The organism is Actinospica robiniae DSM 44927 (assembly GCF_000504285.1).
Classification (GTDB): domain Bacteria; phylum Actinomycetota; class Actinomycetes; order Streptomycetales; family Catenulisporaceae; genus Actinospica; species Actinospica robiniae.
The window spans coordinates 3,518,620-3,535,057 of the sequence record NZ_KI632511.1 but is presented as its reverse complement, the minus strand read 5'-3'; the positions used below and the strand labels follow the sequence as shown (position 1 = coordinate 3,535,057).

Genomic DNA, 16,438 nt, shown 5'->3' with positions numbered 1-16,438 from the left:
GCCGCTTCACCTGAAACCTGCGTACCGAAAGGGAATCCGTCATGACCACCACCTCCGGACAGACTGTCGAGCGCGGCGCGGTGCTCGCCGCCATCAGCGCCGCGGTCCAGGCCGCACTGCGTATGAGTACTGATGTCGCGGTCACCGAGTCGACCCATCTGGTCGACGAGCTCGGCCTGGACTCCAGCCAGATCTTCGGCCTCCTGCTGGAGCTGGAGGAGTCGCTGGCCATCGAGCTGGACACCGACTCGCTGCGTCTCGGCGACCTGGTCTCCGCCGGCTCGCTGGCCGACTTCGTCTCCAGGTGCCGGCCGGCATGAGCCTGACGGTGACCGCACCGCCGCACACGCGACCGCGGCTCGAGTGCGGCCTCGCCGTCGGCTTCGGCGGAGGGCGTCGCGTGCCGATCGTGGCCGAGCATCTGGAAGCGCTCAGGGCCTCCAGGCTGCTTTACGGACAGGAATCCGACCTGTCCGCGGTCGCCGCCGGATGGGGCAACCCGTACGGTTCGATGGCCGAGTCGGTCGTGGCCGGCCTCGGCCTGCGCCGGGAGGCTGATAACCAGGACCCTGATTCCGATGTCGACGCGGCGATCATCGCCTACGACGCAATGGACTGCGGTCCGCGCGAGCACCTCGGCTGTCGGCTGACGGAGGTGACTCGCGGTCGGCCGCGCACGTTCGCGGTCTCGGGCCAGGGCGAGGCCGGTCCGTTCACGGCGATGCGGATCGCCGCGGCGCTGGTGGCTTCCGGCTCGGCACGCCGCGTGCTGGTGCTCATGCTCGAACACGGCCAGGTGCCGCTGGACGGCGGCCTGCCCGCCCCGGCGTCGGACACCGCGGTCGGATTCGTCGTCGGCACGCGCGGGCCGGTGCGTCTGGCCGGCGTCGAGGTCCGTCCCTCCGGCCGCGAGCTGCCCGCGCCGGATCGGCCCGCGCCGGATCAGTCCGCACAACCGGGGTTGGCAGCGTGGGCGGAACTGGCCCGAACGCTGTCCTCGGGCGCGGAAGCCACGCTGCGCCGGACCGAGCCTGCCTTCGGATACCGTTGCGAGCTGCGGGTGGCGCCGTGACGGCGCAGGTCTCGGTTCCGGCCCTTGCTCCGCGAACGCGCGACAGATACCGCGAGATCGCCGCGTTGGCCGCGCCGATCGCGTTCGCCAGCGGCTTCGCGTTGTTCGCCCAGTGGGTCATCGTCGTCGTCATCGGCCGATTCGGGACACAGGCCCTTTACCTCAGAACCCTGTATCTGCCGCTGACCTTCATCTTCTCCGCGTTCCACGCCGGGATCGACGTCAGCACGCAGGTCGCCGTCGCCCGAGCCAAGGCGAACGATCCCGGCGGCCGCGGCCTCTCGGTCGTGGTGCGCGGTACCGCGGCTGCCGGCTTCGTCGTGATGGCCGGATTCTCCGTGCTGCTCGCGGTCTTCGCCGTGCCGCTCGCGGAGGCACTGGGCGCGCAGCCGCAGTCGGTCGGGCCGTTCGCCGCCTTCGTCCGGTTCATGTGTCTCGCCATGGTGCTGGAGGTGCCGTGGCTCGTGTTGGCCGGCGCGCTGCGCGGCTGGGGCCGCGCCGGCGCCGCGTCGACAGCGTCGATGACCGTCATGGTGCTGCAAACCGTCACCGTGTACCTCCTCGGCGGCCCGGGTGGCCTCGGCGTAACGGCGGTGCCCTGGTCGATCGTCGTCGCCGCGGTGCTGGGCCTCGCGCTGACCGCGATCCTGGTGCGCCGCAACGGTCTCGGCGTCCTCCTGACCGGCCGCGAGACCGAGGGGCCCGAGCGCTTCACCGGCGCGCTGCGCTCCGGCTTCGGCGTGCTCCGCTCGATCGGAGTGCCCATCGGCGGCACGTTCCTGCTGTTGTCCCTGCTCAACAGCGCGCAACTACGGCTGCTGAAACGCTTCGGCGACGCGACCGTGTCAGGGTTCGGTATCGGCAACGCGACGCAGACCATGGTCATCGTGCCGGCGGTCGGCCTCGGCACGGCGATCGCCATCACGGTCAACCAGGGCGGCGGTGTGGCCGCGGCCGACGTTCGCGGCGTGATCCGTCGCGGCCTGGTCATCGGTGCGAGCGTCTACGTGCCGATCGGCCTGCTGCTGTGGCTCGGATCCGGGACCATCGCCCGTTTCGCCGCCGGCACCGCGCCGGTGGCCGCCGCCGCGTCCTCCTACCTGCGCTACGTCGGCCCGACGCTGGCCTGTGTGGGGCTCATGCTCGTCCTGCTCACCGTCCTGGAACAGATCGGCGCGGGGTTCACTGCGATGACGTTCAACGCCGTGTATTTCGCGCTGAGCGTCGGCTGTGCCGCCTGGGTCGCGGCCGGCGCGGACGAACCCACGCCGTTCTTCGCCACCCTCGCGGTGGCGAACGTCGCGGCGTTGCTCGCGATCGTGCCGGTGATCCGCCACCGGATCCGCCGTCTGACCCGCGCCGCATCAAATCTCCCCGATCCGACCACGTGAAGGAACGCGCCATGCCCGAAACCCGGCCGGCAACGGCAGACCAGCAGCTCGTCCCAGGCGACGGCGCGGACCAGGCGTCGGCCGACCGGGACGAGATCGCCTCCGTCATCCGCCGCCATCCGGCGGTGGCCGACGTCGCGGTGATCGAGCGGACCGCCGCGAAGGGCGGCCAGGAGCTGGTCGCCCTCGTCGTACCCGCCTCCTCGGCATCCGTCGACACGGGAGCGTCGCAACAGGCGCAGGTCGACGACTGGGGGCGGCTGTTCGAGCAGATGTACGGGCGCGGCGGCACCGACGTCCCGGCCACGGCGCCGCTCGGAGACGACTTCGGCGGGTGGAACAGCGCCTACGACGGACGGCCGCTGCCGCGCGAGCAGATGGCGCAGTGGCGGGACGCGACCGTGGAACGCATCGCCTCGTCGCGCCAGAAGCGGATCCTGGAGATCGGCGTCGGCAAGGGACTGCTGCTCGCCCCGCTCATCGGCGACGTGGAGACCTACTGGGCGACGGACATCTCGCCGGCCGCCGTCAGCACCCTGCGTCATCAGCTGGACGCATGGCCGGAGCTCGCGGGCCGAGTGGAGCTGCGCGCGCAGCCTGCGCACGTGTTCGACGGCCTGCCGACAGGGTTCTTCGATGTGGTCGTCCTCAATTCGGTCGCGCAGTACTTCCCCGATGCCGACTACCTGAGCACGGTGTTGCGCAGTGCCCTGACACTGCTCGCGCCCGACGGCGCGGTGTTCGTCGGGGACGTGCGCAACCTGCGACTGCAGCGCACGTTCGAGACCGCGGTCCAGGCGACCAGGGCGAAGCCAGGCCAGGAGCGGGCTGACGTTCTGGCGGCGGTAGACCAGCGCGCCCGGCAGGAGACCGAACTCCTGGTCGACCCGGAGTTCTTCGACGGGCTCGTGGGGCGGGACGGCTTCTACCGCGTCACCGGGGTGGACGTGCGGATCAAGCGTGGCCGCTACAGCAACGAGCTCAACCGCTACCGCTACGACGTCACTCTGCACACCGCCCGGCCCCGCGATGCGGCCGGTATCCCGCGGCGCGACTGGGCGCAGGATGTGCGCGACCTGAATGCCCTGCAGTCCCTGCTGATTGAAGCCTGGCCGGACGGCGCGCGCGTCACGGGCGTGCCGAACGGGAGGATGGCGCACGAGGCCGAGGCCGCGCGACTGCTCGCGGTGGGAGAGCCGTTGGCGCAGGCGCGCCGGGAGCTCGAGCGGCTCGACGAGGAGATCGGCGTCGACCCGGAGGCTCTTTACGAACTCGGCGCCGCGTTCGGGTACCGGACCGCGGTCACCTGGTCCGGCGACGCCGAGGACGGCAGCCTCGACGTCGTCTTCCTGCCGCAGACCGAAGACCTCGTCCCGTCCGCAGCCGAGGGCGAAGAAGCGCTCAGCGGTGTCTATCTCTCCTCGGCCGGCGCGGCTAGCACGGCTGGCACTGCGGCTGCGGCCGCGCGCCCGCTGACCAACGACCCGGGTGGCGTCCGCCGCGCGGGCCAGCTCACCCGGGCACTGCGCACCCATCTGCGCGAGAACCTGCCGTCTCGCCTCGGTCCCGTCGCCGTTGTCGTGGTGGAGGAGCTGCCGGACAGGCCCTAAGTGGTCGGCGCGCCCGACCGCTTGCGGTCGGCCAGGGCGGGCACCCGGCCGGCCGCGAATCGGCCGCGCCGGCGGCGCACGGTGTCCACGTGCAGGTGGGTTTCAGCGGCGATCCGTGCGTTGCTGCGGCCTTGTGCTGTCAGGCATTGGACCCGGTGAACCTTCCAGGTCGGAGCCAAATTTCTCGTCAGGCGTTGGTGTGGACACCCATGCCGCCGGAGACGGCGAGGTTCTCGCCGGTGATGTAGCCGGCGGCGTCCGAGGCGAGGAAGGCGACGGCTTCGGCGATGTCGGCGGGAGCGCCGATGCGGCCGAGCGGGACGTCCAGGGCCCAGGAGTCGAACTTCTCCTGGGAGACGCCCATCTTGCTGTAGACAGGGGTGTTGATCATTCCCGGGCTGACGGCGTTGACGCGGATGCGGCGGGGGGCGAGTTCGAGCGCGAGGGAGCGCATGAGGGGCAGCAGAGCGCCCTTGGCGGCTGTCATCGCGGCCCCGAGCCCTTCGGCGGCGCCCACGGTGAACACGACCGAGGCGCCCTCGTTGAGGAGCGGCAGCGCCTTTTGCAGGGTGAAGAAGTTTCCCTTGACGTTGATGTCGAACAGGGCGTCGAAGGCGTCTTCATCGGTTGATTCGATCGGGCCGGGCCGGGAGATGCCCGCGTTGAGGAAGAGCAGGTCGATGCAGCCGAGTTGTCGGCGCGCTTGCTCGATCGCCTGGTCGATGTCCGGCAGAGACCGCGCGTCGGCCCGGAGAGCCGTGACGTCTTCGGGAAGTCCGGTGCTGGCGACGTTGCCGAGGCCGGTGACCATGACGCGGTAGCCGCGGGAGTGGAGTAGTTCGGCGGTCGCCTTGCCGATGCCGCTGGTTCCACCGGTGATCAGAGCTGTGCGTGCAGGCATGGTGCGCTCCTTCGCGTACTACTGGGCGGGGGGTGAGCAGCTCTGTCCGTGGGGGCAGTGGGCGGTGCCCGCGCCGTCACCTCTGGCAGCTTATGCCAAATTGGCAGTGACTGCCATGCGGAATGCGCGTGCTGTCTTGGCAGCGCTGGGTAATCTGGTGGTGTGCAGCAGGACGCCAAGGCAGCGACGAGGACTCCGACCACGCTGTGGGACCGGACACGACAGATGGCCTCCCGAGAGATCCTCGAGACGGCCCTGCGGCTGTTCATCGAGCAGGGCTACGACGAGACGACCATCGCCCAGATCGCCCGAGAGGCCGGCGTTTCCCAGCGCACTCTCTTCCGCTATTTCGGCACCAAGGAGGACCTTCTCGGCGGCGACCAGAACCGCTTCGGGCAGGTCCTGACAGACACGATCAGCGAACTGCCGGCCGACGTCGGCGTCTGGGAGGCCCTGCGCACAGGGGTTGCTGCCGTACTGGCCCTGCATGACAGCCGCGAGGGGGCCCTGGAGCGGTTCCGTCTCCTACACGACAACGCCTCGCTGCGTGCCGGTTGGCTCGAGAAGCGACTGCGATTCCAGGAGGACGTGCTGCCGCTCATCGAGACCCGTATGGACGCTGCTACCGGCAACGCGGGCGCGAAGGCCCGCGCGGTGATCGCGACGGCGTTCGCGTGCCTGGATGCCGCATCGATCACGTGGGTCGCCAACGACGGCAAGGACGAAATCATGGACCTATACGACGAGTGCCTTGCTGCGGTACGCGGCTGACCACGCCGCAGCCAACCAGCCCGGAAACTGAGCACATCCGTTAACAGGCCGAGTCCAGATCCGGATCTCCCAGCTGGCTACAGATGGGCCACACCCGCGTCATGCGCCACGACACCGATGGCACGTCCGGTCCGCTACCCGGACTCCATGAGACGAGTGATTCAAGTCAACCCCCGAAGGACTTCCAGCGCCGACCACTAAGGCGCGGGTGATCGCGCCGTGTCAGCCCGAGGTCTGGTCGAAGCGCAGCTTCGAGGTGATGCGGTAGCGGTCGCCCCGGTAGACGGATTGGGCGTGCTCGACGACGCGGCCTTCGGTGTCCCGCGTGGTGCGCTCGATCCGCAGGAGCGGGGCGTAGACGGGCACCTCGAGCAGTTCGGCCTGCTCGGGGTTGGCGACCGTCGGCTCCATGGTCTGCAGCGCCTCGGCCACGATGATGCCGTAACGCTGGCGCAGCAGCTGGTAGAAGTTGCCGGACTCCAGGTCGGCGGCCGCGAGCCGGGGCACGAGCAGCGCGGGCAGCTCCAGAGTCTCGATGGCGATCGGCTCGTCCTCGACGATGCGGACTCTGGTCACCCTGCGCAGGCTCGCCTCGGCGGAGATGCCGAAGCGGGTCGCCCGGGACGAGCCGGCCGGCAGGGTCTTGAACGCGACGACGCGGCTGGTCCAGGTGCCCTCGGCGGGCGGGACGGCCAGCGCGCTGCTGGTCGCGCCGGCGAGTTCCTGGGTTATCACGTGCGGGCTGGTGAACGTGCCGCGCCCCTGGTGGCGCACCAGCAGCCCCTCGCGGGTCAGCTCCTCGATCGCGGCGCGCACGGTCGGCCGGGACACGCCGAGGGTGTCGGCGAGGTCGCGTTCCGACGCCAGGCTGGAGCCGGGCGCGGCGTTCTTGATCACGTCGAGGATGTGCCCGCGGACCCGGTCGCGTTTCGCGGTCGGGACGTTGCGGGGTGCCCGCTGAATCGTGCTGCTCACCTACAAGTCATCGCACACCGGGGCGGGTGGATGCAACAACGGGCGCGGCTCGCGCACGGGCGAAAGCCCTCGCCGCCGGTCGGGCGAGGGCATTCGCGGAGATGGACCGTCTGGTGCCGGGCGTCAGCTCGCCGGGACGGTGTCGGTGAAGTTGGTGCCCGCGCCGTAGTACGCGTTCACCGCGCTCTGCACCTGGGCCGTGGACTGCGCGACCCCGCCGGCGAAGTAGACCCAGTTGACCTTCTCGTTCCAGGTCCGGGCGCCGGTGATCGGCAGGTCGATGAACCATTCGTTGAAGTCGATGGTCATGTCCTCGCGCGGGTAGTACTTGCCCGTGCTGGAGAAGACCTGGGTGCCGTCGATGTAGTAGGTGACCGTGCCGTTGAGTACGGTGGCGACCAGGGTGTGCCAGCCCTGGAGGCTGCCCTGCGTGTCCGTGGTCACCCGGTCCATGGCGTCGGCGCTGTACCAGCTCGTCGTGTACATCGAGTACGCCGGGCCGCCCCAGCCGCCGTTCGGCAGGTACTCGAAGTCGTCCTCGCTGTAGAGGCTGTTGTCGGGGCTGATCGCGTAGAACGTCTCGTTGACGTGGTCGCCGTTCGGGCCGGTCGTCGGCGCGTCGTTGAAGTAGACCCGCGCGGCGTAGGTGCCGTCGAGGAACTTCTGCAAGGTGGTGTCGATCTCCGCCTGGGTCGTGTTCGCGGACGTGCCGTCCGTGCTCGCGGCCAGGTTCATCACCTGCCCGCCCTGCGCGGTCGGGTCGGCGGGGAAGGTGACGGCGTTGGCCGACCAGGTGTTGGCCACGCCGGGGCCTCCCGCGCCGGTGCGCACGGTCCAGTCGTGGGCGGTCAGGTTCGGGTCGCTCGCGCCGGTGTAGTGGAAGTCGTCGAACATCACGCCGCTGGGCGCGGCCGGCGAGGTGGGCGAGGACGTCGGCGAGCCGGTGGGGTTCGAGCTCGCGGAGGTGCTCGGGCTCGCGCTCGGCGCCCCGGTCGGGTTGCCGCCCGGCGCGGTCCCGGACACGACGGAGCCTCCGACGGACAGCGTGATGTCCCCGTTCGCAGCGTAAGAGCTCTGGTTCGCGAACGAGTAGTCGTCGGCCTGGTTCACCGCGCCCCAGTCGGTCCGGGTCAGCCGCAGCTGCAGGTCGCCGGTGGACGCGCCGGCGGCGAGCGAGCCGCCGGTGAAGTCGATCTCGAGGTAGTGGTCCGCGGTCGCCGTCGGGGTGGCCATGGCGACGATCGAGCCGGTCAGGTTGGCACAGCCGATCTGCGCCCACTCGCAGGCGAACGAGTACGGGTGGCCGTCCTCGGTGAAGTAGTACCGGATCGCGACGGTGGAGAGCGAGACGGCAGAGCTGCCGTTGTTCACGACGGTGAGCCAGGGTTCGATCATGTCGGTGCCGGTGTCCGTGGTCTTGTACTGCAGCTGGAGCGAGCCGTCGGCCTGGGCGCTGCCGGCGAGCGCGGTTCCGGTGACGGTTGCGGCGCCGGCCAGGCCGAGCGCGGCGAGGACGGCGGCGCTGCGGCGTCGAGCGGGGTGCATCGGTGGGTTCTCTCCTGTTTCGCTAAGGGTGGGCGTCCTTGCAGGGAGGAGCAGGAGCTGACCAGAGGTCACTTTCCTCCGGGCGATGTGGCTACAACATGAACGGTGCGGCTTCGTTTGTCAACACCCCAATTTCGCGCCCAGACCTGGATGGACAGGGAGGATCCGGGCGAGAACCGGCCGTGCGCCGAGGGCTATTGACATGACCAATGGTTCGATGTCAGCATCTCCGGCACGCAGTGTGCGGGCTCTACCTCACCCTCAGGGAAGGTTCTTCATGCGAACACGTATTGCGCCGGCGCTGGGCGTCGCCGTGGCGTTGGCGCTCGGCGCCGCGGGATGCAGCAGTTCCTCGGCGCCGGCCGGCGCGGGGTCCGCTCCCGGGGTGGCGATAGCCGGCGCGGGGTCGGGCACCGGCAAGACCCTGACCGTCTGGTACATGCAGGACGACCTGACCTCGACCACGGTCGACGCGATCGACTCCGCCTTCACCGCCGCGACCGGCGCGAAGGTGAAGGTCCAGATCCAGCAGTGGGCGAACATCAACACCAAGCTGATCACCGCCCTCGCGCAGAACGACCCGCCGGACGTGATCGAGATCGGCAACACCGACGTCCCGATGTTCGCCGCCAGCGGCGGTCTGACCGACATCACCTCCGCGCTGCCCCAGCTCTCGGCCGGCCAGACCTGGCTGACCGGCCTCGAGGGTCCGGCCACCGTCTCCGGCCACAGCTACGCCGCGCCGCTGTTCGCCGGCGAGCGCGCGGTGGTCTACAACAAGGCGATCTGGGCCGCGGCCGGCATCACCAGCACCCCGACCAGCTTCACCGAGCTCACCGCGGACCTGGACAAGATCAAGGCGAAGAACACCGCCCCCGACTTCTCCGCCTTCTACGTCCCGGGCCAGTACTGGTTCGGCGGAATGCAGTTCGTCTGGGACGCGGGCGGCCAGATCGCCACCGAGTCCGGCGGCAAGTGGACCGGCGCGCTCGAGTCCCCGCAGGCGATCGCCGGCCTGCAGGCCTACAAGAGCTTCCTGGACACCTACTCCACGCCGGCGTCGCAGAACGTGACCAACACCGTCCCGGACTACAACAACATCTTCGCCCAGGGCAAGACCGCGGCGATCCTGAACACGAACGTCAACGGGATCCTGAAGATCAAGCCGGGCATGAAGGACCAGATCGGCAGCTTCCCGTTCCCCTCGAGCACGGCGGGCAAGAACCAGCCGGTCTTCCTCGGCGGCTCCGACCTCGCCATCGCCAAGAAGAGCCCCAACCAGGCGCTCGCCCTGGCCTACCTGAAGACGGCCACCAGCACCCAGGTGCAGACCGCCGACATCGCCGGGGTGGACGGCTGGACGCCGGTCTCGACCCAGCTGATCGACTCCACCTCGGCCGCCCGCACCCCCGTGCTCCAGGCCTTCTCCGAGGCGGCCAAGGACAGCGTGGCGACCCCGGCCACCCCCGGCTGGGCCACCATCGAGGCCGACAACTCCCTGCAGTCCTTCTTCGCCGACGTCGCCACCGGGCGCAAATCCGTGCAGGCCGCCGCGCAGGCGTTCGACCAGCATCTCGACCAGGCGCTCAACGCCGCGCCGTCGGAATAAGGGCCCTGTCCGACGTCGGATGAGAAGTGAAGGAACCGGTGTGAACGCCTTGCAAACCCAAGCGTCCCCGGGCCGCTCGACCGTGCGGCGCGGCGCCCCCGAGAAGGGGACGCCGCGCCGCCGGCGAGTCAGTGCCCTGCCCTACGGCCTGCTCGCGCCGGCCGCGCTCATCCTCGGCCTGGTGGTCGGGTACCCGTTGGTACGCCTCGTGATCATCTCCACTCAGGACTTCGGCCTGAGGGCGCTGTTCACCGGAACCACCCCGTACATCGGATTCGCCAACTACACCTCGATCTGGGACGACTCCCAGTTCACCGCGGTGCTCGTGCGCACTGTGGTGTTCGCCGCGACCCTCGTGGCCGGCACCCTCGCGATCGGCCTCGGCGTGGCCCTGGCCATGGTCCGGCTCGGCCGCAGGCTGCGCACCGTCTCCACGCTCTGCCTGATCTGTGCGTGGGCGATGCCCACGGTCCCGGCCGCGCTCGTGTGGCAGTGGCTGTTCCAGCCCACCTACGGCGTGGTCAACTGGCTGGTCTCGGCCGTGCACGTGTTCGGCGACCAGCGGCAGTCCGACTGGCTGGCCCAGCCGGTGTCCGCGTTCGTGATCATCTGGCTGCTCGTGGTCTGGACCTCGGTGCCGTTCGTGGCGCTGACCCTCTACGCCGGGCTCTCCCAGATCCCGGCCGAGTACTACGAGGCGGCCGAGCTCGACGGGGCCGGCTTCTGGCGCACCTTCCGGGTGATCACCGTGCCCTTCGTGCGCCCGATCCTGCTGCTGGTCACCGTCCTGTCCGTGATCTGGGACTTCAACGTCTTCAACCAGATCTGGCTGCTGACCCAGGGCGGCCCGGACGGGGGCACCACCACCATCGGAATCTGGTCGTTCACCAAGGCCTTCGCGTCCCAGCAGTACGGACAGGGCGCCGCGATCGCGGTCGTCTCGGTCATCCTGCTCGCCGCGATGACCGGTTTCTGGGTGCGCCGCCTGGTCAAGAGCGGGGAGGAACTGTGAGAACGCGCCGCCGGCCGAAGCTCGCGCTCAACGTCGTCATGTCGGTGTTCTGCGTCGTGTGGATCTTCCCGGTCTACTGGATGGTGAACACGGCCTTCAAGCCGCAGACCGACAGCCTGACCCCCACCCCGCGGTTCCTCCCGTTCCCGCTCACCCTGGCCAACTTCTCCGACGCGATCCACCAGCCGGACTTCATCGACTACCTTCTCAACAGCCTGATCGTGACCTTCTCGGTGGTCGCGGTGGCGATCGTGGTGGGCTTCCTGGCGGCCGTCGCGCTGACCCGCTTCCGCTTCCGCGGCCGGCACACCTTCCTGATCGCCGTGATGGTCATCATGATGATCCCCTCGCCGGCCCTGGTCATCCCGATGTTCCTGGGCCTGCAGAGCCTGAACATGCTCAACAGCCTGTTCGGTCTCGGCCTGACCTACACCGCGTTCGTGCTGCCGCTCACGATCTGGACCCTGCGCGGCTTCGTGCACGGCATCCCGGTCGAGCTCGAGGAGGCGGCGATGGTCGACGGCGCCAGCCGGGCCCAGACGATCCGGCTGATCCTGCTGCCGCTGGTGCTCCCCGGCATCATCGCCACCAGCGTCTTCGCGTTCATCACCGCGTGGAACGACTACATCTACGCGTACGTGCTGATGAAGGACAACTCGCACTACACGCTGCCGCTCTGGCTGGCGACCTTCTCCACCAACACCAGCACCGACTACGGCGGCCTGATCGCCGGGTCGACCCTGTTCGCACTGCCGGCCGTCGTCTTCTTCATGATCATTCAGACGCGTCTGGTCGCCGGCATGACCTCCGGCGCCGTCAAGGGCTGAGCCGACCGCACCCGCCCGCCGGCCCGCCGCCGGCGGCGGTCAGCCCTGCGGCGACCTCGCCGCGCCACCGCAAATCGAGAGGCCACCGTGATCCTTCCCCGCCCCGCGCACCTCGTCGCCGAGGCCGGTGAGTTCGTCATCGGACCGCAGGTCCCCCTGGCCGCCGGGCCGGGCACCGAGCGGGCCGCCGCCGTGCTCGCTCGGACCTTAGGTCCAGCCCGCTCGCGCACCGAAGCCGGCTGCGGCGCCGTCCGCCTGGAGATCGAGGTGGCGTCCGCCCGTCCGCCGCAGAGCTACGAACTCGTGATCCGGCCCGACGGCGTCCGCCTGACGGCACCGGACGAGGCGGGACTGTTCAACGGGGTGCAGAGCCTGCGCCAACTGCTGCGGCCGGCGGCCGAGGCCGAGCCGGGCGCGCCCGACGACAACTGGCGCCTGCCTTGCCTGACCGTCCGGGACGAGCCGTCAGTGCAGTGGCGCGGCGTCCTGTTGGACGTCGCCCGGCGGTTCCTGCCGCTGGAGTACCTGTTCGAGTTCGTCGACCTGCTGGCGCTGCACAAGCTCAACGTGATGCAGCTGCATCTGACGGACGACCAGGGCTGGCGGATCGAGATCGACGGGCTGCCGGAGCTGACCGAGGTCGGCGCGATGCGGACCGAGTCGATGCTCGGCCCGGCCGGCTGCGGCCGCTTCGACGGCACCCCGCACGGCGGCTTCTACACCCAGGACGAACTGCGGTCGCTGGTCGCCCACGCCGCGGACCGGGGCGTGACGATCGTGCCCGAGATCGGCGTGCCCGGCCACGTCCAGGCGCTGCTCGCGGCGTATCCGGAACTGGGCAACGATCCGGATCGCCGGCTGCCGGTGTGGACCGAGTGGGGCATATCAGAGCACATTCTGGGCGTGCACGACGAGGTCTTCGAGGTGCTCGAGACGATTCTCGACCAGGTGCTCGAGGTGTTCCCCTCGCCGTTCGTGCACATCGGCGGGGACGAGTGCCCCACCGTCGAGTGGGAGGCGAGCCCGCAGGGGCGGGCGAAGGCGCGCGAGCTCGGGCTGGCCTCCCCGGCGCTGCTCTACGGCTGGTTCCTCAGCCGGGTCCAGAAGATCCTGGCCGAGCGCGGCCGGCGCGCCATCAGCTGGGCCGAGGCCGAGCTGCACGGCGACCTCGATCCGGGGCTGGTCCTGATGGCCTGGCTCGATCCGGCGCACGGCGCGCGCGCCGTCGGGCGGGGTCACCAGGTGCTGATGTCGCCGCATAAGACCACGTATTTCGACTACCCGCAGAGCGACGATCCGGCCGAGCCGCAAGGCAATCCGGAGGAGGTGGTGACCCTCGCCGACGTGTACGGCTTCGATCCGCTCGAGGGCGCGCTGTCCGCGGTCGACCTGCGGGACTCGGACGCCGGCGTGCTCGGCGCGCAGGCGGCGCTGTGGACCGAGCACGTGCAGTCGGTCGAACACGCGAGGTACCTGCTGCTGCCCCGACTATGCGCGTTCGCGGAGGCGGCGTGGAGCAGCGAGGTGCGGGATTCGGCGGACTTCGAGCGCAGGCTCGGGTCGCACCTGTCCCGTCTTCAGGACGCCGGAATGACCGCGCGGACGCCGATCGCCGCCGGGCACGGCGGGACGGCGGCGGCGTGAGCGGCGAGGCCAAGACCAACGGCACCACCCGCCGGGCCACCTCGGCGAAGCGCGACCTGGTGCGCGACCACATCCTCGCGGTCATCGCGGACTACGGGCCCGGCCGGGGCCTGCCGCCCGAGCGCGAACTGGCTGAGCAACTCGGGGTCTCGCGCCCCACGGTCCGGGCCGCGATCCAGGATCTGACCCAGTCGGGCCTGCTCGTGCGTCAGCCCGGGCGGGGCACGTTCACCAGTCCGCACAAGGTGACCCAGGAGCTGTCGACCACCTCGGAGGGCCGCGGCGTCCCGCCGGCCGAAGGCTCATGGACCAGCCGCACCGTCAGCTTCGCCACCGCGGCGGCCGGCCCGGCCCGGGCACTGCGCCTCGCCCTCGCGCCGGGCGAGCAGATCACCCGGATCGTGCGGGTCCGGCTGGTGGAGGACGAGCCGATCGCGATCGAGCGCCTCGAACTGCCGGCGGCACTGGTGACCGGGCTGCGTCCGCAGGACATGGAATCCGGCAACTTCTACCAGCTGCTGCGCGAGCGCTTCGGCATCGTGGTCGCCGAGGCGCTGCAGACCATGGAGCCGACGGTGGCGAACCCCGAGCAGGCCGAACTGCTCGAGGTCCCGGCGTTCTTCCCGCTGCTCCAGGTGCAGCGCACCACGCAGGACGCCGCGGGCCGGATCGTCGAGTTCGTCGAATCCGTCTACCGCGGCGACCGGTACCGGATCACCTCGCGGCTCCGCTTCGACCAGACGTCGGGCTGAGGAGTCCGATCCGATGCACGAGGTCGAGGTCGCCGGGATCCTGGTGGATGCCGGCGGCGGCCGGGGCGGCGGGACGGCAGTGGCGGCGACCTGGGCGCAGTACGCGATGTGGCAGGCGTTCCAGGAGCTGGCACCGGACCACCACCTGTTCAACATCGCCTGGTCGCAGGCCGTCCCGCCCGGAACCAGCCGTGCGGCGGCCGAACGTGCAGGAGCGAGCCTCGTCGTGGCCTGCGAAAGCCTGCGCACGCGCCTGATTCCGAGCGGTGCAGGGCTCGATCAAGTCCTGGACGCGACTGGCTGTATTCACACCTCGATCTCGCGATGCACGACGGACGACGTGGCGAATCACGTAGAGGCCTTACAAGCGGAGATGCGCGGCCACGCCTTCGATTGCGCCACGCAATGGCCGATCCGGATCGGATGGGTCATGGTCGGCGAGGACGTGGCCCGCGTCGTGTTCACGCTCGCGCACACCGCGGTCGACGGATGGGCCGCGGGCCTGGTGAGTGAGGCGTTCGCCAACCTGCTCGCGGGGCACGAACGGGTCGAGCGGCCCGGCACCCTCCAGCCGCGCGAAGTCGCCGCGTACGAGCAGTCCGAGCAGGCCCTTCGCCGAAGCCGACAGGCATGCGCCCACGCCAGTTCTGTGCTGGCCGATGCCCCGGAGCGCGTCTTTCGCGACGAGCCACGGCCTGTGGACGGTCCAGCATTTCGTGAGGCGGTGCTGCGCTCACGCGCACTCGGACGCGCGGCAACTCACCTGGGCGCGGAAACCGGGGTGGGCTCGGCAGTGGTGTTGTTGGCCGGATTCGCCGAGGCGCTCGCCGCCGAATCGGGGACGTCGCAGCTGCTGATCATGGCCACGGCCGGCAACCGCACGCTCCCCGGCACCCAGGACGCCGTATGCGCGATGGCCCGCGAGACCCTGCTCGGTATCGACTGCGGCGATCCCGACTTCTCCCGGCTCCTGCCCGCAGTGGCACAAGCTTCGCTGCGCGCCTACCGGAACGGTCACTACGACAAGCGCGAAATGGACCGCGCCGTCGCAGAGGCCGAAGCCGCGCGCGGGACGCAGATCGACCGCACCGTCTGGTACAACGACCGCCGTCGGCCGCGCCCCGTGAGCCCATCCACGGCCCCGACCGCCCGCTCACTCGCGGCCGATGCGAGCCGTACCCGATTGACCTGGCCCGCGGCGTACGACCGCCGGTTGAATCTGACTCTGGCGCTCGACGTCCTCGACACCGTCGGCGACCTTCGCCTCTCTATGATCGCCGACACTCGCGTCGTACCCGCCGCCACCATGTCCCGCATGCTCTACCGCCTGGAGGCCACCATCGTTTCCGCCGCGCTCAGCCTCGGCCTTCACTAGAGCGGATTGATGATCGGCTGGGTGAGCGTTGTGGTGGGGGTGACCGCTTCGCGTCGCCCGTTTTATCTGACCACCCGCCCACCCGTTGCGTTGGCAGGGTGGGCTGGGGTTTCAAGATCAAAAGCTGCCGCTGGCGGGCCCTTCCCTCGGAGAGAGATGCCGGAGTCTGTGGGGTGCTGGGGTGGTCGGGCGGGCTGGGGTTCGGGATGGTGGGGTTGCGGGGGTGTGCTCTCTCCTCGGTCGGTCCCCGGAGGCAATCAGGAACCTGCCGGGAGGTCAAGCGGCGGTGGTTTGTGCTGGTGGTCGATTGTGCATCGCGCCGCTTGACCTCCCGGCAGAACCCTGATCGGGCTTCGCCTGCCCGACCGAGGAGAGAGCCCACCCCCTGAGGGTCTGGTGCGAGCTGCACTCAGGCCTAGTCCCGTCCCGGGGCCCGGCCGCGCTCGGTGCGGAAGGATTCTGCATCGCCCTGATCCGAGCAGCCCGGTCCTCGATCCGCGCGAAGAGGTTGGCGGCTCGGTCGCGCGTGATGTGAAATCCGGCATCGCCCTGTTGCGATCGACCCCGATCCCAGATCTCGCGGCAGAATCCCGCAGGCTGGCCCGCGCCTGATCGGGATGAATTCTGCATCGCCCCCGGTGCGATCCATCCGATGCTCACCCAATGCGCAGGATCGCGGGACTCGGTCGAACGCCAAGGGGAAATCCTGCACCGCTTTCGGCCCCACCTGCCCAGCCACCCCGTCCACCACCCTCACGTCACAAGCCCCGACCCTCGTACTCTTCCATGCTAGATGCCACCACCGACAAAAACCGTTTATCCGGCCTTTGCTGGATAGGTAAAATTTATGGAGATTTCCGGGCACTCGGGCGCGTTCCCCGGCGTTGAAGTAGTAGAGAAGAAGACGGCGGTCTGGAACGGCGTTGCAGGATCCTTCCGCGTCGAGCGCGGCTG

14 protein-coding genes are annotated in these 16,438 nt (G+C 69.9%); 11 read left to right on the top strand and 3 right to left on the bottom strand.

Features of this window, described 5'->3' with window-relative positions; genetic code table 11:
- The first annotated feature begins 41 nt into the window (after window positions 1-41).
- Genes ACTRO_RS14955 through ACTRO_RS14940 form a run of 4 tightly spaced genes read left to right on the top strand, consistent with a single transcriptional unit; the run spans window position 42 to window position 4,073 of the window.
- A complete protein-coding gene (locus ACTRO_RS14955; RefSeq protein WP_034263659.1) occupies window positions 42-320 on the top strand; it encodes a phosphopantetheine-binding protein in 279 nt (92 codons plus the stop codon).
- The gene (locus ACTRO_RS43335; protein WP_157436210.1) at window positions 317-1,072 is read left to right on the top strand and encodes a hypothetical protein; all 756 of its coding nucleotides are present in this window, start codon (window positions 317-319) and stop codon (window positions 1,070-1,072) included. The genes ACTRO_RS14955 and ACTRO_RS43335 overlap by 4 nt, the downstream gene beginning before the upstream one ends.
- Window positions 1,069-2,463 carry an MATE family efflux transporter gene (locus ACTRO_RS14945; RefSeq protein WP_034263657.1) on the top strand — a complete coding sequence of 465 codons (1,395 nt, stop codon included), beginning with the start codon at window positions 1,069-1,071 and terminating at the stop codon, window positions 2,461-2,463. The genes ACTRO_RS43335 and ACTRO_RS14945 overlap by 4 nt, the downstream gene beginning before the upstream one ends.
- An 11-nt stretch (window positions 2,464-2,474) precedes the next feature.
- Window positions 2,475-4,073 (top strand): class I SAM-dependent methyltransferase, encoded by a 1,599-nt coding sequence (locus tag ACTRO_RS14940; RefSeq protein WP_051450861.1) that lies wholly within the window; start codon window positions 2,475-2,477, stop codon window positions 4,071-4,073.
- Between the two features lie 187 nt (window positions 4,074-4,260).
- Here ACTRO_RS14940 and ACTRO_RS14935 read toward each other — a convergent pair whose 3' ends face one another.
- Window positions 4,261-4,974 carry an SDR family NAD(P)-dependent oxidoreductase gene (locus tag ACTRO_RS14935; RefSeq protein WP_034263656.1) on the bottom strand — a complete coding sequence of 238 codons (714 nt, stop codon included), beginning with the start codon at window positions 4,972-4,974 and terminating at the stop codon, window positions 4,261-4,263.
- Window positions 4,975-5,136: 162 nt separating this feature from the next.
- On the opposite strand from ACTRO_RS14935, the gene ACTRO_RS14930 reads away from it, so the two are divergent.
- On the top strand, window positions 5,137-5,745 hold the full coding sequence (locus tag ACTRO_RS14930) for a TetR/AcrR family transcriptional regulator (protein WP_211244255.1): 609 nt from the start codon (window positions 5,137-5,139) through the stop codon (window positions 5,743-5,745).
- 222 nt (window positions 5,746-5,967) lie between these two features.
- On the opposite strand, the gene ACTRO_RS14925 is transcribed toward ACTRO_RS14930, so the two are convergent.
- Window positions 5,968-6,720 carry a GntR family transcriptional regulator gene (locus ACTRO_RS14925; protein ID WP_084316274.1) on the bottom strand — a complete coding sequence of 251 codons (753 nt, stop codon included), beginning with the start codon at window positions 6,718-6,720 and terminating at the stop codon, window positions 5,968-5,970.
- Between the two features lie 123 nt (window positions 6,721-6,843).
- Window positions 6,844-8,265 (bottom strand): cellulose binding domain-containing protein, encoded by a 1,422-nt coding sequence (locus ACTRO_RS14920; protein ID WP_034263654.1) that lies wholly within the window; start codon window positions 8,263-8,265, stop codon window positions 6,844-6,846.
- Between the two features lie 277 nt (window positions 8,266-8,542).
- Between ACTRO_RS14920 and ACTRO_RS14915 the strand changes: the two genes are divergently transcribed.
- The 6 genes from ACTRO_RS14915 to ACTRO_RS14890 all read left to right on the top strand — a co-directional run bounded on the left by ACTRO_RS14915 (window position 8,543) and on the right by ACTRO_RS14890 (window position 15,484).
- Window positions 8,543-9,874 carry an extracellular solute-binding protein gene (locus tag ACTRO_RS14915; protein ID WP_034263653.1) on the top strand — a complete coding sequence of 444 codons (1,332 nt, stop codon included), beginning with the start codon at window positions 8,543-8,545 and terminating at the stop codon, window positions 9,872-9,874.
- A gap of 40 nt (window positions 9,875-9,914) precedes the next feature.
- Window positions 9,915-10,886, top strand: coding sequence for a carbohydrate ABC transporter permease (locus ACTRO_RS14910; protein WP_245594381.1), 972 nt, complete (start codon window positions 9,915-9,917; stop codon window positions 10,884-10,886).
- A 38-nt stretch (window positions 10,887-10,924) separates the two neighbouring features.
- Window positions 10,925-11,713 (top strand): ABC transporter permease subunit, encoded by a 789-nt coding sequence (locus tag ACTRO_RS14905; RefSeq protein ID WP_034274936.1) that lies wholly within the window; start codon window positions 10,925-10,927, stop codon window positions 11,711-11,713.
- Window positions 11,714-11,800: 87 nt separating this feature from the next.
- The gene (locus ACTRO_RS14900; RefSeq protein ID WP_051450860.1) at window positions 11,801-13,357 is read left to right on the top strand and encodes a beta-N-acetylhexosaminidase; all 1,557 of its coding nucleotides are present in this window, start codon (window positions 11,801-11,803) and stop codon (window positions 13,355-13,357) included.
- Window positions 13,354-14,109 carry a GntR family transcriptional regulator gene (locus ACTRO_RS14895; protein WP_051450859.1) on the top strand — a complete coding sequence of 252 codons (756 nt, stop codon included), beginning with the start codon at window positions 13,354-13,356 and terminating at the stop codon, window positions 14,107-14,109. The genes ACTRO_RS14900 and ACTRO_RS14895 overlap by 4 nt, the downstream gene beginning before the upstream one ends.
- Window positions 14,110-14,122: 13 nt before the next feature.
- Entirely contained in the window at window positions 14,123-15,484 is a 1,362-nt protein-coding gene (locus ACTRO_RS14890; RefSeq protein WP_034263651.1) for a condensation domain-containing protein, read from the top strand.
- Window positions 15,485-16,438: the final 954 nt, after the last annotated feature.